Raw genomic sequence first — 25,343 nt, 5'->3', positions numbered from 1 at the left:
ACGGTCCAAATGTGGGAGCGGGCTTGCTCGCGAAGGTCGTTAACGATGACGTTGGCGTCCTGAATGAACGCGGCGCCCTCAGGTTTTTCGCGAGCAATCTCGCGCCTACAGAAGGTTGCCCAAAATGACCCGCTGTAAGTGCGGGACACTAAGTGCCCGTTACCGCAGAAATGGATATGTACACTCACGAAACCCGCTCCCCAACCACAACCCCATCCCGCCACCAAGCCGCCAAACTAAAAACATTCGGCGCCTTGAGCAGCGAAAAATGATTCCCCGGCCCATACCAAACCTCCAACACCCCCACGCACCCGCGCCACCCCTCAACCATCAACCCTTGCTCCCGCTGATTCCCCGCAGCATCCAGGGTCGGGTCCTCCGCCAACACCAACCGCACCACCCCCTCATACCGCCGGGCAGGCCGATAAACCGTACGCAACGCCGACGCATACGTGCGCGCCGGCCCATCCATCGCCTCCACCGAAGACCGCGCAGGCAACAACCCGACCCCCACCATCCCCCCATGCAACAACCGCCGCTGGGCCACCTCATCGCGCCCGGCAAAATCCACCGCATCAATCCCCAGGGACTTACCCGAAGCCACCTGCATCGACTCAATCAGCCGCAACAACGCCGCCGTCGTGGTATAGGGCCGACCCACCACCCCATTCCCCCCGGGCGCCTCGCTGTCGATCAACGTCAACGACGCCACCTCACGTCCCTGGGCCTGCAACCGCGCGGCCATTTCAAACACCACCCAGCCGCCAAACGAATGCCCCACCAAATGCACCGGCCCCGAAGGACATTCCTGTTCCAGGGCCTGCAAATAACAGCGCGCCGCCGCCTCAACCTGGCTGTGCGGCACCGCTTCCCCATCCAGCCCGCGGGGCTGCAAGCCGAAGATCGGCGAGTCCCGGCCCAGCGCCTCGGTCAACCCCACAAACCCGGTCACGCTATCCCCCGCCCCCGGCACACAGAAAATCGGCGCATGCCCGGCGCGTCCGCTCTGGATCCGCAACAACGGCTGATGCACCGCCACACTCGGCGCCTCGCTCGACGCCAGAGCCTCACCCAACGCCTGCCCCAACGCCTGGATATGCGGTGCCTGCATCATGCTCTGGTGATCCCCCGGCACTTCAACCCGGCGCAGTTGCCCAGGGGCCAACGCTTCATCCCAACCCAAATCCAGGCTGCGTCGCGACAGCTCCGTCGGCCGCTCTGCGGCGCTGAACAGGTGCACCGCCAACGGCATCGGGAACAGGCTGTAATGCGCCAGCGCATGCCCATGCCCGACTTCCCGCTCGATAAAACTCAACAGGTCCGCGTCCGAAGCCGCCGCCATCTGCGCGTACAACAAATGCCGATCGCGGCAGCGTTGCAGCAAACCAGCAAAGTCCAGCTGTCCAATCTGCGCTTCCAGTTGCTCAAGGCTCGCCAACTCATCCACACCTCCCTGTGCCTTCCAATACGCCGTGCACTGCAACAGCAAATGCCGCTTGAGGGCATCCGGCCCAGCCCAGCGCGCCTTGCCCTGGTCGGTCATGCGCGGCACGTAGCTGTCGATCAACCCGAGGAACGCCACCGGCTCGTCCAGGCCCTGCAGTTGCATCGCCACTTCATAAGCCAACACCCCACCAAACGACCAACCCGCCAGCCGATACGGCCCATGGGGCTGCACCGACTGAATGATCCCCACCAGCCGCGCCGCCAGGCCTTCCATGGTCTGCAACTGCGGTTCACCGAGGGGCGCACCGGGCAAGCCGTAGATCGGGTAGTCCCCCGGCAAATGCCGGCCCAGCGCCGGGAAATACACGTCCATGCCGCTGAATTCATGCACCAGGAACAATGGCGGCTGGCGGCCGCTGGCGCGCACGGTGATCAGCGAGCTGTCGGCCTCCCGCGTCGTGCGTTGACCGAGCATCGAGGCGACCGAAGCCACGCTGGCGTGCTGGAACAGCTCGGCCAACGACACCTCAAGCCCCGCCTCTTCCATCAGGTTGACCAGCCGGATCGCCAGCAACGAGTGGCCGCCCAGTTCGAAGAAACTGTCGTGCCGACCGACCTGCTCCAGCCTCAACACCTCGGCCCAGAGGCGGGCCAGGGTCTGTTCCAGCTCATTGGCCGGGGCTTCAAACACACGGCTTACCAGCGCTTCCATCGCAGGCACCGGCAGGGCCTTGCGGTCGACTTTGCCGTTGGCCGTCAGGGGCATTTTTTCCAGTGGCACATAGGCCGACGGCACCATGTAGTCCGGCAAATGCTGCAGCAGATGGCTGCGCAGCACGTCGGTGGCGAGCGGCTCGCCGGTGTAGTACGCCACCAGGCGCTTATCGCCAGGCGCATCTTCCCGCGCAAGCACCACCACATCCTTGATCCCGTTGCAGGTCGCCAGGCGCGCTTCGATTTCACCCAACTCAATGCGGAAGCCACGGATCTTCACCTGGTCGTCATTACGACCGATGCACTCCAGCAGCCCGTCCGCCGACCAGCGTCCAAGGTCGCCGGTGCGGTAGAGCAAACCATCGCCAAATGGATCATCGACAAATTTTTCAGCCGTCAGCTCCGGCCGGTTCAGATACCCCTTGGCCACGCCGTGCCCGCCAATGCAGATTTCCCCGACCACACCCAGCGGCACCGGCTGCAAGTGCGCATCCAGCAAGTGGATTTGCGTGTTGGAAATCGGCCTGCCGATCGGCACGCTTTCAGCATCGGCGGCGATCGCCTGCACCTCATAGGTGGTGGCGTAGGTGGTGGTTTCCGTCGGGCCGTAGCAATGCACCAAGCGTAGCGTCGGCGCCCGGGCCAGCAGGCTGCGGAACGCCGCCGGGTCCGCTCGCTCGCCGCCGCACAACAGGATGCGCAACCCGGCCAACGTGTCGGGAATCAGCTGCACGTACTGGTTGAACAGCGCGGTGGTGACGAACAGGATCGTCGCCCCGCCCGCCTTCAATACTCGGCCAAACGCGCCCGGGTCGAGCAAGGTGGCATGGTCGATCACCAGCACCTGGCCGCCGTTCAGCAGCGGCCCCCACACGTCCATGGTGCTCGCGTCGAACGCCGGGTTGGAGGCGAACGCCACGCGATCATGGGCGCTGAAATCGGCATAGCCGTTGTTGATCACCAGCCGCGTGATGCCCCGGTGCGGCACCAGCACGCCTTTGGGGGTGCCGGTGGAGCCGGAGGTGTACATGATGTACGCCACCCGCTCGGAGGACTGCGACAGGTCCGGGTTGTGGCTCGGTTGCGGGTCCAGCGCCAGGGTGTCGAGGTCGATGCGTCGGGTCGGGTACTCGACGGACTCGCTGCTGTGGGTCAACAGCCAGACCGCGCCGCTGTCCTGCACCATAAAGGCCTGGCGCTCGGCCGGGGCGTTGATGTCCAGCGGCACGTAGGCCGCCGCGCATTTCAGGATTGCCAGTTGACTGAGCACCAAGTCAATCGAGCGCGGCAGCAGGATCGCCACGTGATCGCCAGGCTGCACGCCCAAGGTGCGCAGGTGATGGGCCAGTTGGTTGGCGCGGGTGTTCAGCGCGCCGTAACTCAGGGTGTCCTCGCCATGCGCCACAGCGACGGCGCTCGGGCGCGCCTGGGCCTGGGCTTCGAACAGGCGCTGCACGGTATGTTCGTGCGGGAACTCCCGTTGGGTGGCGTTGAACGCCACCCGCAGCTTTTCACGCTCTGCCGGCGGCAGAATCGACAGTTGGCTGATTGAGCCCGCAGCATTTTGCTCCAGGGCTTGTACCAGGTGTTCCAGGGCGACATGCAGGTACTCACAGAGACGTGGCGCGCCCTGCCCCATGACATCAAAGCTAAACCCGTCACCCAGGTCATCGACACTCAGGGACAGGGCAAAGTTGGTGCGTTCCTCGGCCTTCAGCACGTGCATGCCCTGCCAGGCTTCAGCCACCCCACCGGCGTGCGGCGCGCTGTGGCGATAGTTGAACAGCACGCTGAACAGCGGCGTATTGGCCGGCAGCCCGCTGCAACGCTGGGCCAGGGCCAGTGACGCATGCTCGTGACTGAGCAGTTGGGTCAGGCTGGCATGGGTCGCCATCAGCGCCGCGTGCACCGTGCGCTCCCCCAGGTCGACCCGTAGCGGCAAGGTATTGATGAACACGCCCAATGCGCGCTCGGCGCCTTCACCGCCTTGCAACCGGCCCAGCAACACGGTGCCGAACACCACCTGCTCACGGCCGGAAACCTTGCCCAATACCTGCGCCCAAGCCAGGTGCATCAGGCTGGCGGCGCTCACCCCAAGATGACGCGCCAGGGTGCGCAGGCGCCCGTTCAACAGTGGGTCGACACTCAGGCGCGCCTGCTGTGCTTCACCCGGTGCATTCAACGCCAGCGTCGGCTCATCAATCTCCCCGAGCATCTCGCGGAAGAATGCTTCGTGCTCGTCCTCACGCATGCCCAAGCGCGTCTGCGCCACATAGTTGCGATACGGCACCGCCGCACCCAACTGCTCGTGATGGCCCAACAGACAGGCTTGCATCTCGTGCTGCAGGACTTCCAGCGCCACGTGGTCCATCACCAGATGATGGAACAGCAACAACGCAACCACCCGCTGGTTGGCCGGGTCTTCGGCGTACACCAGGCGCATCAACGGTGCCTGTCCCAGGTCCAGGCGGTGCTGATGGAAGCGCGCCTGCAAGTGCTCCAGCACATCGCCCGCCGCCTGAATCGCCTCGACCTGCAACGACGCCCGGCGCCACACCACTTGCACCGGTTCTTCCAGCCCGTCCCAGTGCATCGACGAGCGCAGGATATCCTGCCGCTCGATCACTGCCTGCAACGCCTGGGCAAACGCTTCAAGGCGCTCGACGCCGGCGAAGGCAAACTGCGCCTGTAACAGGTACGCGTCACCCTGTTGCACTGCGCGATGGTGATACAGGATCCCGGCCTGCAACGGCGCCAGCGGGTAGATGTCCTGCACGTTGGCCGCGCCGCCGGGAATGCTCGTAACAAGGCGGTCGATGGCAGCCTGCTCCAGGTTCACCAGCGGGAGCATGTCCGGGGTGATCCGCGTGCAATCCGCAGCAATCCCATTGGCCGGCACCACCACTTCGCGACCACCACCCACGGCAGCCGCCAAGGCTGCAAGGGTGGGCTGACCAAACAACACTTTCACATCCGCCGACAACCCGACCCGGCGCATGCGGCCGATCAGGCTGGCGGCCAGCAGCGAGTGGCCGCCCAGCTCGAAGAAATTGTCATGCCGACCGACCCGCTCCACCTTGAGCAAATCAGCCCAGAGGCCGGCCAGGGTGATTTCGGTTTCACCCACAGGCGCGACGTATTCCCGCGCGATCACCGATTCCAGGCCCGGTACCGGCAATGCCTTGCGGTCGAGCTTGCCGTTGGGACTCAGGGGCAAGGCCTCCAGGTGCATGAAGGTCGCCGGCACCATGTAGTCCGGCAACTGCTCCAGCAGATGGCTGCGCAGGGCGTCGATGTCGGCCTGCACGCCGGTGTAGTAAGCCACCAGCCGTGAATCGCGGGCGACCACGGCGGCTTCGTTGATCTGCGGGTATTGCAGCAGTCGCGCCTGAATCTCACCCAGCTCGATGCGCAGCCCACGGATTTTCACCTGGTCATCGTTGCGGCCCAAATACTCGATGGTGCCGTCCGGCAGGTAGCGCCCGACGTCGCCGGTGCGGTACATCCGGCCGTCGCTGAACGGGTCCTTGAGGAAGCGTTGGGCCGTCAGCTCAGGGCGGTGCAAGTAACCCCGCGCCACTTGCACGCCACCGATGAACAACTCGCCCACCACGCCCAATGGCACCGGCTGCAACTGCCCGTCCAGCAGGTACATGCGGGTGTTGGCAATCGGCTTGCCGATGGGGATGTTGTCCGGCGTGACGGGGCCGGCGCAATCCCACGCCGTCACGTCCACCGCCGCTTCCGTCGGGCCGTAGAGGTTGTACAAACCGATGCCCGGCAACTGCTGCTTGAAACGGCGCACCAGGCTGCCGGGGAGCGCTTCACCGCTGCACATCACCCGCACCAGCCCAGCGCTCTGGCTGACATCGCCGTGGGCCAGGAACACGTCCAGCATCGAAGGCACAAAGTGCAGTGTGGTGATCTGCTCGGACTCGATCACATCACACAGGTAGGCCGGGTCTTTATGCCCGCCAGGACGCGCCATGACCAACCGGGCGCCGGTGAACAGCGGCCAGAAAAACTCCCACACCGACACATCGAAGCTGAACGGAGTTTTCTGCAACACCCTGTCCTGGGCAGTCAGCCCGTACTCGTCCTGCATCCACAGCAGGCGGTTGACCACACCCGCGTGCTCGTTGATCACGCCTTTCGGTTGGCCGGTAGAACCCGAGGTGTAGATCACGTAGGCCTGATGCTGCGCGGTCAGCCCATCCACTCGTGGGTTGGACGTTGATTGGTGCTGCCAGGTGTTCCGGTCCAGGTCCACCACCGGCACCGTCACGTCACCCAGCAGTGAACGGGTTTCGCCCTGTACCAGCACGGCGGCCGGTGCGCTGTCCTTGAGCATGTAGGCGATACGTTCCAGCGGATACGCCGGGTCCAGCGGCACATAACCGCCGCCCGCCTTGAGGATCGCGAACAGGCCAATGACCATCTCCAGGCCGCGCTCGACGCAAATCGCCACCCGCGAATCCGGCTGCACACCCAGCTCCCGCAGATGGTGCGCCAACTGATTGGCCCGTTCGTTCAGCTCGCGATAGCTCAGGCACTCCGAGCCTGCCTTCACCGCCAGCGCATCCGGCGTTCTCGCCACCTGGGCTTCGAACATACCGTGCAGCGTCTGGTCGAGGTTGTAACCCACGGCGGTGTCGTTGAAGTCGGACAGCAGATGCTGGCGCTCCTGATCGTCCAGCAAGTCAGCCTGTTCCAGCACCGCCTGATCGTTATCCACCATGGCCTGCAGCACGCGGGTGAAATAGCCGACATAACGCTGCATGGTCGACTCGTCGAACAACGCGATGGCGTATTCCAGGGTGCCGCGAATTTCGCCGCGGGTCTCGCCGAGGTTGAGGGACAGGTCGAACTTGGCAAAGTGACTGTCCTCCACAATGCCTTCAAGGCTCAGGTCGCCGAGGGCCAGTACCGGCGCGTCACTGTCCTGCCAGGTCAACATTGTCTGGAACAGCGGGCTATGAGCCAGGCTGCGCAATGGCCGGGTGATTTCCACCACCTGCTCAAACGGCAGATCCTGATGAGCCTGGGCGTCCAGGGCCAGCCCCTTGACCCGCGCCAGCAGCGCCTCGGCGCTCAGCTCGCCCGAGGTATCGATGCGCACCGCCAGGGTGTTGACGAACAGCCCGATCAAGCCTTCCACCTCGGCCCGCTGGCGGTTGGCGACGGGCGAGCCAATCACCACTTCCTCCTGCCCGGCCAAGCGCGCGAGCAACGAGGCCCACGCCGTCATCATCACCATGTACAGCGTGGTGCCGTGGCGCTGGCTGAGGGCCTTGAGCCCGGCGGTCAGGCGCTCGTCCAGGTGCACGTCGACGCTGCTGCCGGCGTAGTCCTGCTGGGCCGGGCGTGGACGGTCGGTCGGCAACATCAGCAACGCCGGCGCACCGGCCAGGGTTTGCTGCCAATAGCTGCTCTGGCGATGCAACACTTCACCGCTGAGCCACAGGCGCTGCCACACGGCGAAGTCGCTGTACTGGATCGGCAATGGCGGCAATGGATCAGCCTCACCGCGACTGAAGGCCTGATACAGCGCCATCAGTTCGCGGGTCAGCACGCCCATGGACCAGCCATCGGACACGATGTGGTGGAGGGTCAGCAGCAACACGTGATGATCATCGGCCATGATCACCAGGCGCCCGCGCAACAACGGGCCGCGCTGCAAATCGAAAGGCGCCGAGGCTTCGCCCTGGACCAAGGCGTCCAGCACCTGCTGTGCTTCGGGGTGGCGGCGCAGGTCCTGCACTTGCAGGGGCATCACCTCTTCAGGCGGCACGATCAGCACCTGGGCGTCGTCATCCTGCTGGGCGAACCGGCTGCGCAAGGTTTCATGCCGCGCGACGATCCGCGCCAGGGCCCGTTGCAACGCATCGACGTGCAACTGCCCACGCAAGCGCAGGCCGATAGGAATGTTGTAGGCGGTGTTGGCACCCTCCATCAACGCCAGAAACCACAGGCGTTGCTGGGCAAACGACAACGGCAACTCCGTGTCCCGCGCCGCCGGCAGGATATCCGGCAAGGTGCTGCGCCCGGCCTGGGCAAGCACCTGCGCCACGGCCGCCAGTTCGGCATTGGCGAACAACTCCCCCAGCGCCAGATCAACCCCAAGGCGCTGACGAACCTGGGACACCATGCGCATGGCCAGCAACGAATGGCCGCCCAACTCAAAGAAATGATCCTGGCACCCAACACGTTCCACTTGCAGCACGTCGGCCCAGATCTGCGCGAGGACGGTTTCGATATCGCCATGAGGCGCCTCGTACTCGCGAGTGAAGACGGCGGCCAGGTCCGGTTTTGGCAGGGCCTTGCGGTCCAGCTTGCCGTTGGCGGTCAGGGGCAATGCATCGAGTTTTACGTAGGCCACCGGGACCATGTAGTCCGGCAGGTGCGCCACCAGATGCGCACGAATATCGCCCACATCGAGGGGATCGAACTGCGGGTTTTCGGTGAAGTAAGCCACCAGCCGGGGCTGGCCGGGCTGGTCCTCACGGGCCAGCACCACCACTTCCTGAAGGCCAGGCAGTTGGTTGAGGCGGGTTTCGATTTCTCCCAGCTCGATGCGCACCCCACGGATTTTCACCTGGTCGTCGTTGCGGCCCAGGTACTCGATATTCCCGTCCGGCAACCAACGCGCGAGGTCGCCGGTGCGGTACATACGGCCCGGATTGAAAGGGTCATCCAGAAAGCGTTCGGCAGTCATTTGCGGACGGTTCAGATAACCCCGCGCCACGCCCTTGCCGCCCACATACAGTTCACCGGCAACGCCCATGGGCACCGGGCGCTGCAGTTCGTCCAACAGGTAAACCCGGGCATTGGCGATGGGTTTGCCAATGTGCAGTGGCTGCCCGGGTTCAATTCCCCCGGAGGTGGCGACCACCGTGGCTTCGGTGGGGCCGTAGTTGTTGATCACCTCGAAACGCTGGGCGCGGGTGAACTGGCGCAGGCGGTCGCCGCCAATCAGCAAGGTGCGCAGGCTCGGGTGTTCGATGTTCTGGCTGAAGGCATATTCGGCCACCGGCGTGGGCAGGAAACACACGTCCAGCGGTTGCGCGCGCCACCAGTCCAGCAGCGCGTCGATATCTTCCGCGCCGTCGTGGGCCGGCGGCAGGTGCAAGGTCGCGCCCACACACAGGGCCGGCCAGACTTCCCAGGCCATCGCGTCAAAGCCGAAACCGGCAACGCTGGCAGTATGTCGGCCGGCGCACAGGTCAAACGCGGTGCAATGCCAGTCCACCAGGTTGGCCACGGTGTGGTGTTCCACCATCACACCTTTGGGCAGGCCGGTGGAGCCGGAGGTGTAGATCACGTAGGCCAGGTTGGACGGCGTGACAGCGACGTGCGGGTTGCTGGCCGTATGGTGATGCCAGGTAAAACGGTCCAGGTTGATCACCGGCACGTCGAGTGCAGGCAGGCGCTCCAGCAGGGCGTGTTGCGTCAGCACCGCGACCGGGGCGCTGTCGCTGAGCAGGTAGCTCAGGCGCTCGGCCGGGTGCGACGGGTCCACCGGTACGTAGCAGGCACCGGCCTTGAGGATCGCCAGCAATCCGGCCAGGGTGTCCAGCCCGCGCCGGGCGACGATGGCCACGCGGTCGTCGGGTTTTACCCCCAGCGCCAGCAGGTGATGGGCCAGCAGATTGGCTTGTTGATTCAACTCGGCGTAGGTCAACTGGCGGCCCTGATACACGGCAGCCACCGCGTCCGGAGTCAGCAGGGTTTGGGCCTCGATACGCCCGTGCAGGGTGGTGCCTTGGGGGAAGTCGATGGCTGTCGCGTTGAACTGCTCCAGAAGCTGCCGCTGCTCAGCCTCGGGCATCACCGACAAGCGATTCAAGGGTGTTTCGGGTGCCTGTTCCAGCGCCTGTACCAGGTTCCCCAGGGCAGTTTGCAGATAAGCGCACACCCGCTGCGGATCAACCTGGGCGCTGGCCAACAGGCTCAGGCTGAAGTCTTCGCCCAGGTCGTCGACGCTCAGGGTCAACGGGTAGTTGGTGCGTTCCTCGGAGCGCAACGCTTGAATACCCTGCCAGGCCGAGACCGCTTCGGCGCTTGCGCCGCCTGCGCTATGGCGGTAGTTGAGCAACGCGCTGAACAGCGGCGTCGGCGCCACTACACCACTGCAACGTTGGGCCAGGGCCAGCGCCGCGTGTTCGTGACGCAGCAGGGTGGTCAGGCGGGCATGGGTCGCCTTGACCCCGGTGCGCACGTCTTCGGCACCCACATCCACCCGCAATGGCAAGGTGTTGATAAAGATCCCCAGGGCACGGTCAGTGTCGTGGCTGCCCTGCATACGGCCCATCAGCACCGTACCGAACACCACCTGCTCCTTGCCCGCCAGCACTCCCAGAACCTGGGCCCAACCCATGTGGAACAGGCTCGCGGCGCTGACGCCCAACTGTCGGGCCTGGGCGCGCAAGCGCCGGCTCAGCTCCGGGGCCAGCGGCAGGCTGATCTCCTGGATGTTATCGCCATCGCCCTGCACATCCTGCAGGCCGTAGGGCAAGGTGGGCTCGCTGATGTCGCCGAGCATCTGCCGGAAGAACCCTTCGTGCTCCTGCTCGCTGATGCCCAGGCGCGCCTGGGCAACGTAGTTGCGAAATGGCACCGCCTGGCCCAGTTCCCCCGCCCTGCCCAGCAGGCAGGCTTGCATCTCGTGGCAGACCACTTCCAGGGCGCTGTGGTCCAGTGCCATGTGGTGGAACAACAGCATGGCCACCACGCGCTGGCCGGCTTCATCCCAGGCCCGCACCAGGCGCAGCAGCGGCGCGCGGGTCACGTCCATGCGGTAATGGCGGCCATCGAACAGGCGATGCAACTGGGCGGCGATATCGCCGTCTGCCGGGTCCAGTTCAATCGCCTGCACCGGCAGGCGCGCCGTGCGCCAGACCACTTGCGACGGTTCTTCCAGGCCTTCCCACACCACGCCGGTCCGCAGGATGTCGTGACGGTCGATCACCTGTTGCAAGGCCTGGGCAAACCCCTCGAAACGCTCAACGCTGTCGAAGGCAAACAGCGACTGCATGATGTACGGGTCGCCGTGCTCGGCACTCACATGGTGGTAGAGGATGCCCTCCTGCAACGGTGCCAGCGGGTAGATGTCCTGTACGTTGGCGACGCCACCCTCGACGGTCTCGAGGATGCGGTCGATGGACGCCTGGCTGAGGGTCGACAGGGTCAGCATCAGCGGGGTAATCGAGGTAGCGCCCGGCGCAATACCATTGGCCGGGACCTGCACCTCACCGGCCTTGGTGGCCGAGTATTCCCCCGCCTTGATCAGCTCGATCAGCGCCGGCTTGTGTTCCCGCAGCGAGGCCACCAATGCCGCGTCGCTCAGGGCCTGTTTGTTGCCTTGCACCGACAACTGATCGCCCTTGAGCGCCAGTTGCACATCCTTGGCCTTGAGTGTCGCCAACAGTTCGATGATGCTCACAGGACGATCTCCATTCGTTCGGTAATTGCGGCGTAGCCGGCCAGGGTCGGCTGTTCGAACAGGCCCCGCACATCGGCTTCCATGCCTTCCTGACGCAAGCGTCCGATCAAGCTGACGGCCAGCAACGAGTGCCCTCCCAGCTCGAAAAAGTTGTCGTGACGCCCTACCCGCTCCACCTTCAGCAGCTCGGCCCACAGCCGCGCCAGGGTGATTTCGGTATCGCCCACGGGGGCTTCGTACTCGCGCACGATCAGTGATTCCACACCCGGCGTCGGCAAGGCCTTGCGGTCGAGCTTGCCGTTGGGGCTCAGGGGCAGAGCGTCCAGATGCACGAATACCGCAGGCACCATGAAGTCCGGCAAGCGCGCCAGCAGGTGCGCCCGCAACTGTTCGATATCGGCTGGCACGCCGGTGTAGTACGCCACCAGGCGTTCGTCCCGGGCCAACACCGCCGCTTCATTGACTTGCGGATACTCGGTCAGCCGCGCCTGGATTTCTCCAAGCTCGATACGCAGGCCACGGATTTTCACCTGGTCGTCATTACGGCCCAGGTACTCGATATTGCCATCCGGCAGGTAGCGCCCGACGTCACCGGTGCGGTACATCCGGCCTGGGTTGAACGGGTCCTTGAGGAAGCGCTCGGCCGTCAGTTCGGGACGGTGCAGGTAGCCGCGAGCCACTTGCACACCGGCGATAAACAGCTCACCCACCACGCCCAGCGGCACCGGTTGCAACCGGGCATCCAACAGGTACATGCGGGTGTTGGCAATCGGCTTGCCGATAGGCGTGTTGTCCGGCACCACGGGCCTGGCGCAGTTCCAGGCGGTCACGTCCACCGCGGCTTCCGTCGGGCCATAGAGGTTGTACAAGCCGATGCCGGGCAATTGCTGCTTGAAGCGCCGCACCAGGCTGCCGGGCAAGGCTTCGCCGCTGCACATCACCCGCAGCAGCCCCGCACTCTGGCTGACATCACCGTGGGCCAGGAACACGTCGAGCATCGACGGCACAAAGTGCAAGGTGGTGATCCGTTCGGCTTGGATCACCTCGCACAGGTAAGCCGGGTCCTTGTGCCCGCCGGGGCGTGCCATGACCAACCGGGCACCGGTGAACAGGGGCCAGAAGAACTCCCATACCGACACATCGAAGCTGAACGGGGTTTTCTGCAGTACCGCGTCAGTGGCGTTCAGGCCGTAGGCGTCCTGCATCCACAGCAGGCGGTTGACCACACCGGCATGCTCGTTGATCACGCCCTTGGGCTGGCCGGTGGAGCCGGATGTATAGATCACGTAGGCCTGGTGCTGCGCGTTCAAGCCGGGAACCTGTGGGTTGGACAGAGGCTGGTGCGACCAGGTGTTCTGGTCGAGATCCACCACCGGCACCGTCACGTCGCCCAGTAACGAACGGGTAGCGCCCTGCACCAGCAGCGCCGCAGGCTGGCTGTCTTGCAGCATGTAGGCCAGGCGATCCAGCGGGTACGCCGGGTCCAGCGGCACATAACCACCACCGGCCTTGAGGATCGCAAAAAGACCAATGACCATCTCCAGGCCACGCTCGACGCAAATCGCCACCCGCGAATCCGGCTGCACGCCCAGTTCACGCAGGTGATGCGCCAGTTGGTTGGCGCGCTGGTTCAGCTCGGCATAGGTCAGGCATTGCTCACCGGCCTTCACCGCCAATGCATCCGGCGTGCGCTCGACCTGGGCCTCGAACAGGCCGTGCAGGGTCTGCGCGAGGTCGTAATCAACCTCGGTGGCATTGAAATCAAACAGCAGTTGCTGGCGCTCTGTATCCCTCAGGATCGGCAGGCGATCAAGGGCCTGGTGCGGCGCATGCTCCAGGGCATTCACCAACTGGGTCAACGCCATCTGCATATAGCCGCAGACCCGTTGTGCGCCCACCTGGGCCGAGATCAACGCGGTGAAGTCATAACCGTCCCCCAGGTCATCGACGTTCAGGGTCAACGGATAGTTGGTGCGCCCGTCATTAGTCAGGGTCTGCATGCCTTCCCAGGCGTGCTGCGCGTCCTGTGAACGAGTGGCGCCGCCCCGGTGACGATAATTGAGCATCGAGCTGAACAGCGGCAGCGGCGCCGCCACCCCGCTGCAACGTTGGGCCAGGGCCAGGGAGGCATGTTCATGGCCCAGCAGCGCGGTGAGCCGGGCATGGGTGCTGCGCACGCTGTCGCGCACGCCTTGCCCGTCGATATCCAGACGCAACGGCAGAGTATTGATAAACACGCCAAGGGCCCGGTCCGCGCCCTCGCCGCCCTGCATCCGGCCGACCAGCACCGTGCCAAACACCACGTTCGGCTTGCCCGACGTCACCGCCAACACCTGCGCCCATGCGAGGTGGAACAGGCTCGCGGTGCTCACGCCCAGCAGGCGCGCCTGGGCCCGCAAGCGACGGCTGACGGCCGCGTCCAGGTGATGCGTGAACGCTTCGATATCCCGACCATCACCCTGCACATCCTGCAAGCCAAACGGCAGCGTCGGCTCATGGATATCGCCGAGCATCTCGCGGAAGAACCCTTCATGCTCCTGCTCGCTGACACCCAGTCGCGCCTGGGCCACGTAGTTGCGATAAGGCATTGGCGCGGCCTGCGGTGCGGTGTGCCCCAGCAGGTAGCCCTGCATTTCCCGCAGCACCACGTCGAACGCGGTGTGGTCGAGCACGATGTGGTGATACAGCAGCACCGCCACCACCCGCTGATTGGCCGGGTCCTTGGCGTACATCAGGCGGATCAGCGGCCCCTGGGCGATGTCCAGCCGGTAGCGCCGGGCGTCGAAACGCTGATGCAGGCCGGCCAGCACATCACCGTCCAGATGCAGCGCTTCAACCTTCAATCGAGCCTTGCGCCATACCACTTGCACCGGCTGCGCCAAGCCTTCCCATACCACGCCGGTACGCAGGATGTCGTGGCGGTCGATCACCTGCTGCAAGGCCTGGGCGAAACTGTCCAGGCGCGCCTGGGTATCGAATGCCAGGTGCGATTGCAGCAGGTACGGATCACCCTGCTCCGCCGTGAGGTAGTGATAAAGAATGCCTTCCTGCAACGGCGCCAGCGGGTAAATGTCCTGCACATTGGCGGCACCGCCCGGCACGCTGGCGACGATCTGGTCGATGGTCGGCTGATCCAGCTCCACCAATGGCAGCATCGAGGGCGTGATGTGCTGGCAATCGGCAGCAATGCCATTGACCGGCACCACCACTTCCCGGCCGCTGCCCACTGCTGCTGCCAATGCGGCCAATGTCGGCTGGCTGAACAGCACCCGCACATCGGCGCTCAGGCCGACCTGGCGCATGCGCTCGATCAGACTCACCGCCAGCAATGAATGGCCACCCAGCTCAAAGAAATGGTCATGGCGGCCCACTTGCTCCACCTGCAACACCTCGGCCCAGATCCGCGCCAGGGTGGTTTCGACGTCGCCTTGCGGCGCTTCGTATTCACGGCTGAGCATGGCGGCCTGATCCGGCGCCGGCAGGGCCTTGCGGTCGAGCTTGCCGTTGGCGGTCAGGGGCCAGCTGTCGAGCTTCACGTAAGCCACCGGCACCATGGCCTCGGGCAGTTGGCTGTGCAGCTCGGCGCGCAGGGTTTCGATATCCAGCGGTTTTTGTCCGGTGAACCAGGCGACCAAGCGGCCGTCGCGCACCAGCACCACGGCTTCCTTGACGCCGTCGACGGCGGTCAGGCGCGTTTCGATTTCCCCCAGCTCGATGCGCACACCCCGGACTTTTACCTGGTCGTCGTTGCGGCCCAAGTATTCAATATTCCCATCCGGCAGCCAGCGCGCCAGGTCGCCGGTGCGGTACATGCGGCCCAGGTTGAACGGGTCATCGAGGAAGCGTTCGGCGGTCAAGTCCGGGCGATTCAAATACCCACGGGCCACACCGCGACCGCCCACGTACAACTCGCCTGCCACACCCACCGGCACCGGACGCTGTTGCTCATCAAGCAGGTACACCGTGGCATTGGTCATCGGCTTGCCGATATGCAGCGGCTGACCGGTGTGCACGCGGCCAGAGGTGGCGACCACCGTGGCTTCGGTCGGGCCGTAGTTGTTGATCACCGCGAAACGGCGCGCCTGATTGAACTGGCGCAGGCGATCACCGCCGATCAACAGGGTGCGCAGGCTTGGGTGTTCAAGCTCCTGGCTGAAGGCGTATTCGGCCACCGGCGTGGGCAGGAAGCTCACCTCCAGCGGTTGCGCCAGCCACCAGGCCAGCAGTTCGTCGATGTTTTCATTGCCCACCTGGGCCGGTGGCAGGTGCAGGGTCGCCCCTACGCACAACGCCGGCCAGACTTCCCAGGCCATGGCATCAAAGCCGAACCCGGCCACGCTGCTGGTGTGGCTATGGGCGTGCAGGTCAAAGGCTTCGCAGTGCCAGTGCACCAGGTTTTCCACAGTGCGGTGTTCCACCATCACCCCTTTGGGCTGGCCGGTGGAGCCGGAGGTGTAGATCACGTAGGCGAGGTTCGCCGGGTTCAGGCTGGCGATCTGGGGATTAGTCTCACCGGAATACGCGCCATGCAGGTCGACGATGGCCACCTCACCGAGCACGCCACGGGTGCTCTCCTCGGCCAGTACCGCGACCGGTGCGCTGTCTTGCAGCAGGTAAGCGATGCGATCGGCCGGGTAAGCCGGGTCTACCGGGACGTAGGCCGCGCCTGACTTGAGAATCGCCAGCAGGCCCACCAGCATCTGCGGGCCGCGTCGGCAGCAGATCGCCACGCGGTCGTCGGGCTGCACGCCCAACGCCAGCAGGTGATGAGCCAGCTGATTGGCACGTTGGTTGAGCTGTTGGTACGTGAGGTGCTGGCCGTCCTGGCTCAGCGCAATCGCCTGCGGCAGGCGCTCGGCCTGGGCCTCGAAAACAGCGTGCAGGGTGTGCCCTTGAGGGTAATCACGGGCGGTGGCGTTGAAGGTACGCAGGAGTTTTTCGCGCTCGGCAGCAGGCAGTACCGACAACTGATTCAGCGGCGTTTCCGGCGTTTGTTCAAGAGCGTCCACCAACTGTTCCAGCGCGCTGTGCATGTAGTCACACAGGCGTTGCGCACCGATGGACTCCAGGGCCAGCACCGTCAGGCCGAAGCCTGTGCCCAGGTCGTCCACGCTCAGGGTCAGCGGGTAATTGCTGCGTTCTTCGCCGCCCAGCAACTGCACGCCTTCCCAGATACCGTGGCCGTCGCGGGCCATTTCGCCCGGGGTGCTGTGGCGGTAGTTGAGCAAGGCACTGAACAACGGCATCGAGGTCGGCACGCCGCTGCACCGCTGGGCCAGCGCCAGGGATGCATGCTCATGGCCCAGCAACGCGCTGAGCCGGGCATGAGTCGCCTTGACCCCGGCACGAACCGCGCTGGCGCCCACATCCACCCGCAGCGGCAAGGTGTTGATGAACATGCCCAGCGCCCGGTCGGCGCCTTCGCCGGCTTGCATGCGGCCCATCAATACGGTGCCGAATACCACGTCCTGACGGCCCGACGCGAGGCCGAGTACCTGGCCCCAGGCCAAGTGCATCAGGCTCGCAGCGCTGACCCCCAGTTGCCGCGCCTGTTCACGAATCCGCAGCGCCAACCCTGCATCGACGGGCCACTCGGCCTCTTCGATATCCCGACCATCGCCCTGCACATCCTGCACGCCGAAGGGCAGCGTGGGCTCGTCGACATCGGCGAGCATTTCACGGAAGAACTGCTCGTGCTCCTGGGCGCTGACGCCCAGGCGGGCCTGGGCCACATAGTTGCGGAACGGTGCCGCGACCGGCAAGTCATCGGCCTGGTTGAACAGGAACGCACGCATTTCCTGGCCAACCACTTCCATGGCGGTGTGGTCCAGCGCCAGGTGATGGAACAGCAGGATCGCCGCGACCCGTTGGTTGGCCGGGTCCTGCGCATACACCATGCGCAACAGCGGTGCCTGGGTGATGTCCAGGCGATAGTGGCGGGCATCGAAGCGTGCGTGCAGCTGTTCAATCACGTCGCCATCGGCCGGGTCCAGCGGGATGTGGTGTACGACCAACTCGGCATGACGCCACACCACTTGCACCGGGCTGTCCAAGCCTTCCCACACCACGCCGGTGCGCAGGATATCGTGGCGCGCCACGACCTTTTGCAGCGCGCCCATAAAGGCCTGCAAACGCTCAACGCTGTCAAACGCCATGCGCGATTGCAGCAGGTACGGGTCGCCCTGTTCAGCGCTGATGTGGTGGTAAAGAATGCCTTCCTGCAACGGTGCCAGCGGGTAGATGTCCTGCACGTTGGCCGCACCGCCGGGCACCGTGGCCACAATACGATCGATGGCCGCTTGATCCAGCGTGACCAGGGTCAGCATCGACGGCGTGATGCGCTGGCAATCCGGCGCAATGCCGTTGGCCGGTACCACGATCTCCCGGCCACTGCCCACTGCGGCCGCCAGCGCCGCCAGGCTTGGCTGGTTGAACAGCACCCGCACATCGGCGCTCAGGCCAGCCTGGCGCATGCGTTCGATCAGGCTGACCGCCAGCAATGAATGGCCGCCCAGCTCAAAGAAGTGATCAAAGCGCCCGACCCGTTCGACCTTCAAGACGTCCTGCCAGATCTGCGCCAGCAGGGTTTCCACCTCGCCCTCGGGGGCTTCGAAACCACGGCTGAGCAGCGACGCCTGATCCGGCGCCGGCAGGCCCTTGCGGTCCAGCTTGCCATTCGCGGTCAGCGGCAACAGTTCCAGCCAGACATAGGCCGACGGCACCATGTAGTCCGGCAACCGGCTTTGCAGGTGCGCACGCAACGCTTCAATGCTCAACGGCGCCTGGGCGGTGTAGTACGCCACCAGGCGCTTGTCGCCGGGTTCATCTTCGCGGGCCAGCACCACCGTGTCTTTCACGCCGGAATAGCTGGCCAGGCAACTTTCGATTTCGCCGGGCTCGATACGGAAACCCCGAATTTTCAGCTGATGGTCGTTGCGGCCCTGGTACAGCAAGGTGCCGTCCGCCTGCCAACTCGCCAGGTCGCCGGTGCGGTACAGCAGGCCGTCGCCGAACGGGTCGACGATAAACTTCTCGGCGGTCAGTTGCGGCTGGTTCAGGTACCCCTTGGCCACGCCCGCGCCACCGATGTACAGCTCGCCGACGACGCCCAGCGGCACCGGCTGCTGCCGCGCATCCAGCACGTAGGCACGGCTGTTGCCAATGGGTCGGCCAATCGGAATACCGCCCTCACCCACTGACGTGATCTCGAACGTGGTGGAAAACGTGGTGGCTTCGGTGGGGCCGTAGCCATTCAACAGATGCTGCGGCGCGCCGTGCTCCAGCACCCGGCCGATCACCTGCGGGTCGAGCACATCGCCGCCGACGATCAGGTAGCGCAACTGGCGGAACATCGGCATCAGCCCATCGGCGTATTGGTGGAACAGCCCCGCCGTCATCCACAGAACGCTGACGGATTGCTCCTGCAACAGAGCAGCGAAAGCGGCCTGGGACAGCAAGGTGGCGTGTTCGACCACCACCACGCAGCCGCCATTGAGCAGCGGCGCCCACACGTCGAGGGTGCTGGCGTCGAACGCCGGGTTCGAGGCGAAGGCCACACGGTCACGCGAGTTGAAGTCGGCATAGCCATTGTTGATCACCAGCCGGGTGACCGCGCGATGGGGCACCTGCACACCTTTCGGTGCCCCGGTGGAGCCGGAGGTGTACATGATGTACGCCACGCTTTCCGCCGACTGGGCAAGGTTCGGGTTATGCCCAGGCTGCGTCCCGAGGTTCAGCGCAGCGAGGTCATTCAGCACGTGTTTGGCATGGCTGTCCTGCACCATAAATGCCTGGCGCTCTTCAGGCGCATTGACGTCCAGCGGCACATAGACCGCCGCACACTTGAGGATCGCCAACTGGCTGACCAACAGGTCGATGGAGCGTGGCAGCGCGATGACCACGCTGTCCCCCGGGTTTACGCCTTGATCGATCAAATAGTGGGCCAGGCGATTGGCCCGCAGGTTGAGATCGCGGTAACCCAGTGACGCATGGCCATGCACCACCGCCACGGCGTCCGGGCTGGCCAGGGCCTGGGCTTCGAAGAGAGCGTGAACGGTTTCCCCGGCCGGGTAGTCGCGGGCGGTGGCGTTGAAACCCACGAGCACTTGTTGCCGCTCGGCAGGCGGCAGGATCGACACTTGATGCAGCGCAGTAGTCGGCGCCTGTTGCAGCGCCGTCACCAGGTTGCGCAAGGCACTGAGCATGTAGTCGCCGACGCGCTGCACATCCACTTCGGCTACGCCTTGCACCGTCAGCGCAAAATCCACACCGAGGTCGTCGACGTTCAGCACCAGCGGGTAGTTGCTGCGTTCCTCGGAGCTGAGGATTTCGATCCCGGCGTCGGCGAACGGGCTGGCACCTGGCGCTTCGCCCGGGGCACTGTGACGATAGTTGAGCAAGGTGCTGAACAGCGGCAGCGCGCCGGACACGCCACTGCAACGCTGGGCCAGGGACAAGGACGCGTGTTCGTGCCCCAGCAACTGCGCGAGCCGCGCGTGGGTGGCGCGTACGCCGGCCTGCACCCCCACCGCGCCGACGCTGACCCGCAGCGGCAAGGTATTGATGAACATCCCCAGCGCCCGGTCGGCACCCTCCCCGCCTTGCATACGGCCCAGCAATACCGTGCCGAATACCACCTCGTCCTGGCCCGATACCTGGCCGAGGACTTGCGCCCATGCCAGGTGCACCAGGCTGGCGGCACTCACACCCAACTGGCGGGCTTGTTCCCGCAGGCCGAGGCTGAGGGCCGGGTCCACTGGCAAGTGCGCTTCACGCACACCGCTGCCGTCGCGATTCACATCGTGCAAACCGAAGGCCAGGGTCGGCTCGTCGATATCGCCGAGCATCTCGCTGAAGAACGCTTCATGCTGCGCAGCGCTCACACCGAGGCGCGCCTGGGCCACGTAATTGCGGTATTGCACGGCGTCCGGCAGCAGGCCGGTTTCGCCTGCGAGGTTGGCGCTCATTTCTTCCACCAGCACCTGCAACGCGGTGTGGTCCAGCAGGATGTGGTGCAGCAGCAGGATGCCGACATGACGGCCCTGATCCTCGGCGTAGGCAAAGCGCATCAGCGAGGCGCGGGACAGGTCGAGGCGATAGTGGCGTGGGTCGAAGCGTGCTTGCAGTTGTGCCAGAACGTCGCTGTGTGGATTCACGTCGACCTGCTCAACCACCAGCAGTGCCTGGCGCAGGACCACTTGCACCGGCTCGTCCAGGCCTTCCCACATGATGCCGGTGCGCAGAATATCGTTGCGCTCGATCACGCTTTGCAGCGCACGGATAAACGCCTCGACCGGCTCATGGCCGCTGAAGCTGAACTGCACCTGCAACACGTAGGGGTCGCCCTCGGTGGTCGCCAGGTGGTGATAGAGGATGCCGGCCTGCAACGGGGCCAGGCCGTAGATGTCCTGCACGTTACCGATACCGCCGGGCACGCTGGCGACGATATGGTCGATGGCCTGCTGGTCGAGGTCCACCAGCGGCAGCATATCGGGAGTGATGTGCCGGGTCGCTTCGCTGATCAGGTTGGCCGGGACCTGCACTTCCTGCTGCCCGCCCACCGCAGCGGCCAGCGCGGCCAACGTTGGCTGGCCGAACAGCACCCGCACATCGGCGCTCAACTCCAGCTGGCGCATGCGCTCGATCAGTTTGACCGCCAGCAAGGAATGGCCACCCAGCTCGAAGAAGTTGTCCTGGCGCCCGACCCGGTCGATCTTCAGCAGGTCTTGCCAGAGGCTGGCAATCGCGGTTTCCACCGCGCCTTGTGGCGCTTCATAACCACGACGGGCCAGGGCGTCGGCATCGGGTGCCGGCAAGGCCTTGCGGTCGAGCTTGCCGTTGGTGGTGAGCGGGAACGTGTCCAGCAGTACGAAGGCGCTGGGCACCATGTATTCGGCCAGGGACAGCAGCAGGTGGTCCCGCAGCTCGGCGGCGGTGGGCACGTGGTCCGGCTGGGCAATCACGTAGGCCACCAGACGCTTGTCGCCCGGCTCGTCTTCGCGGGCGATCACCACGGCCTCACGCACGCCGTCACAGGTAGCCAGGCGTGCTTCGATTTCCCCCAGTTCGATACGGAAACCGCGAATCTTCACCTGGTCATCGTTGCGCCCCAGGTACTCGACACTGCCGTCGGCCAGCAACCGGCCGAGGTCTCCGGTCTTGTACAGGCGCAGGCCGGTGACGGGGTCCGCCAGAAAGCGTTCGGCGGTCAGCTCATCACGGTTGAGATAACCCCGCGCCACACCGGCACCGCCGACGTATAACTCGCCGACCACACCGCTCGGCACCGGTTCGCGGCGGGCGTCCAGCACATACAGCTGCAAGTCGGGAATGCGCACGCCAATCGGGCTCACGCCCACCAGCAGTGCATCTGCGGCTTCCAACGCGCGATAAGTCACGTGCACGGTGGTTTCGGTGATGCCATACATGTTGACCAGCCGCGTACCCGAGTTGGTCACCCGGGCGTACCACGGTTTGAGAATGCCCGGCTCCAGGGCTTCACCGCCGAAGATGACCTGACGCAGCGAGTGCAGCTGCTGGCTGCGGCCCTGTGCCGCGATCAATTGGCGGAACGCGCTCGGCGTCTGGTTGAGAATGCTTACCCCGGCTTCGCACAGCAGTGCATAACACTCGTCCGGTGAACGGCTGACCAGCTGCGGCACTACCAGCAACTGCCCGCCGTGCATCAGCGCGCCCCAGATTTCCCACACGGAGAAGTCAAAGGCAAACGAGTGGAACAGCGCCCAGGTGTCACTGGCGTTGAACTTGAACCAGTGCTCGGTGGCACTGAACAACCGCGCGACGTTGCGGTGTTCGATCATCACCCCCTTGGGCAAGCCGGTGGAGCCGGAGGTGTAGATCACATAGGCGAGGCTGGACGAGCTGATCGCAACGTTGGGGTTAACGATGGGCTCGTGTTGCAGGCTGTTGAGGTCGATCGACGTGACGTCGCCCACCAGATGACGGGTGTTGTCCTGCACCAGCACTGCCAGCGGCGCGCTGTCTTGCAGGGTGTAGGCGATGCGCTCCTGGGGGTAGGCCGGATCGATTGGTACGTAGCCCGCACCAGACTTGAGGATCCCCAGCAGGCCGATGATCATTTCCAGGCCGCGCTCGACGCAGATCGCCACACGGTCGTCGGGGCGAATGCCATGCTTGAGCAGGCAGTGCGCAACCTGGTTGGCGCGTTCGTTCAGCTCGCGGTAGCTCAGATGTCGGTGTTCAAAGCGCAGCGCGACGGCCTCTGGATGGCTGGCGGCGTGGGCTTCGACTTGCTGGTGGATCAGGGCTGAATCGGCGTAGTGCTGGGTGCTGGCGTTAAGGCCGTGCAGCAGATGTTGGCGTTCGGCGGCAGGCAGGATGCCCAGACTGTGCAACGGTGCGTCTGGGGTTTGCTCCAGGGCCAGCACCAGGTTCTCCAGGGCGGTGTGCAGGTAATCGGCAATGCGCGCCGCGCCGATGGAGGCGTCCACCATCACGGTAAAGGCAAAGCCCTCGCCCAGGTCATCAACGTTGACCGTCAACGGGTAGTTGGTGCGCTCTTCGGCGCCCAGCACCTGGATGCCTTCGGCGATGTCGATCACCGCCTGGGTGTCCGAGGCATCGCTGTGACGGTAGTTGAGGATTGCACTGAACAACGGCGTGGGTGCGGCCACACCGCTGCAACGCTGGGCCAGGGCCAGGGAGGCGTGTTCGTGGTTGAGCAATTCGGTCAGGCGTTTGTGGGTGGTTTGCACCCCGTCGCGCACGCTTTGTTCGCCCACGTCCACCCGTAGCGGCAGGGTGTTGATGAACATGCCCAGGGCCTGATCGGAGCCCTCGCCCGCGCCCATGCGGCCGAGCATCACGCTGCCAAACACCACGGACTCGCGGGCGGACACCTTGCCCAGCACCTGGGCCAGTGCCAGGTGCATCACGCTGGCGGGGCTGACACCCAACGGCCTGGCCTGGGCCCGTAGACGGCGACTTAGATCGCTGTCGACGGTGATTCGGGTTTCGTCGATGCCATGGCCGTCACCCTGCACATCCTGGAGGCCGAACGGCAGGGTGGGTTCATCGATGTCGGCGAGCATTTCGCGGAAGAACGCTTCGTGAGCCTGTTCGCTGACGCCGTGGCGGACCTGGGCGATGTAGTTGCGAAACGGTACCGGAGCGCCGGCCTGTTCGGTCTGGCCGGCGAGGTGCAGCTGAATCTCGCGGCGCACTACGTCGAGGGCGGTGTGGTCGAGGATGGTGTGATGGAACAGCAGCATGGCGACCACGCGCTGGTTGCGCGGGTCTTCGGCGAACACCAGGCGCAGCAGCGGTGCCTGGCCGAGGTCCATGCGGTAGTTGCGGGCGTCGTAGAGGGCTTGCAGTTGGGTCATTGCATCGCCATCAAGGCGGGCTTCTTCGCAGGCCAGGGAGGCTTTGCGCCAGACCACTTGCAGGGGTTCGTCCAGGCGTTCCCAGGCCATCGAGGTACGCAGGATGTCGTGGCGGTCGATGACCCATTGCAGGGCCTGGGCGAAGGTTTCAAGACGGGCGCGGCTGTCGAACACGAACTGGGCGTGCAGCACGTAGGGGTCGCCCTGGTGGGCTGACAGGTGGTGGTAGAGCATGCCTTCCTGGAGTGGCGCCAGGGGGTAGATGTCCTGCACATTCGCCGCGCCGCCGGGGATGCTGGCGACGATGCGGTCGATGGCGGGTTGGTCGAGGTTGACCAGGGGCAGCATGTCCGGGGTGATGCGGTAAGCCGGGCTGAGCCAGTCGCCGCCGTGTTGGGCGACGAGGTCGAGCAGTTGGGGTTTGTGGGCGATCAGTTGGTCCCATAGGGCGTCATCCAGCGCGTCGTCGTCACCCAGGATGATCAGGTCGCCTTCGTCCATTTGCAGGCGGATCGGGTGGGTGGAAAGAGCTGCCAGTAGTTTGCTGAACTGCATGGGGTAACCTGCTTTTTTGAGTCGGATACGGTTGAGGAGAAAGTCCGTTTTCAGCTGTCGCGTAAGTGCCTGGGAGGCCCGGGTTAAAGCGCGGGCGCGGTCGAGGATCGGGTGGCTTCCCGCAGGGTTTGGAAATTAGAGGATTCGGGGGGTGGGGGGTGACATGGGAAGCGGGGACAAAGCGGCTGGCTTGGGGGAACTTTCGTATTTGTTGGAGGGGGGGCATATCCGTTATTTGGGTGATGGCTTGTATTGGTTCCGCTCTTACAGCGGCTCACTTTTGAAGAGCGCAAAAGTAAGCAAAACGCTCTTGCCCCACCACTCGGCTCCTCGCCTAGGCTCGGAGTGCCCTCACTCCGGCTTTGGACCGTGGGCCGCCGCGATGGGCCATCCTTGGCCCAGCGCGGCTAACCCGGCGTCCTGCCGGGTTACCCACGCTCCAAAGCCTGCGTTCGGCCAGCGTGGTTTAACGGGGCGCCTAAGATCAAGATCAAGATCAAAAGCCAGAGCACAGCGGCCTACCGGCCGGCTTGAGTGTTGAAGAGCAAAAGCCAAATCAAAATCTAAAGCGGGCACGGTCCAAATGTGGGAGCGGGCTTGCTCGCGAAGGTCGTTAACGATGACGCGGGCATTCTGGATGAACGCGGCGCTCTCAGGTTTTTCGCGAGCAAGCCCGCTCCCACAGAAAAGCAGCTCTGCTTTCGCTCTGGATCTTGCTTTTGCTTTTAACACTCAAGCCGGCCGGGAGGCCGCTGTGCTTTTGCTTTTGATCTTGATCTGACTGCCCCAATAAGCCCGAGGCCGAACGCAGGTATTGCGGA

1 protein-coding gene and 1 pseudogene are annotated in these 25,343 nt (G+C 64.7%); both read right to left on the bottom strand.

Going from position 1 to position 25,343, the window contains the following annotated elements; genetic code table 11:
• Positions 1-184: 184 nt before the first annotated feature.
• A pseudogene (locus tag ACUN0G_RS24485) lies at positions 185-11,602 on the bottom strand (amino acid adenylation domain-containing protein); the annotation flags it as partial.
• Positions 11,599-24,522: an amino acid adenylation domain-containing protein gene (locus tag ACUN0G_RS24480; protein WP_445574505.1), complete on the bottom strand. Its 12,924-nt coding sequence runs from the start codon at positions 24,520-24,522 to the stop codon at positions 11,599-11,601. The gene ACUN0G_RS24480 and the pseudogene ACUN0G_RS24485, both read right to left, overlap by 4 nt.
• Positions 24,523-25,343 lie beyond the last annotated feature (821 nt).

It is taken from the genome of Pseudomonas sp. 32A (assembly GCF_052682255.1).
Note: the sequence above shows the minus strand (reverse complement) of the source record. Positions and strands in the feature narration are given on the sequence as shown.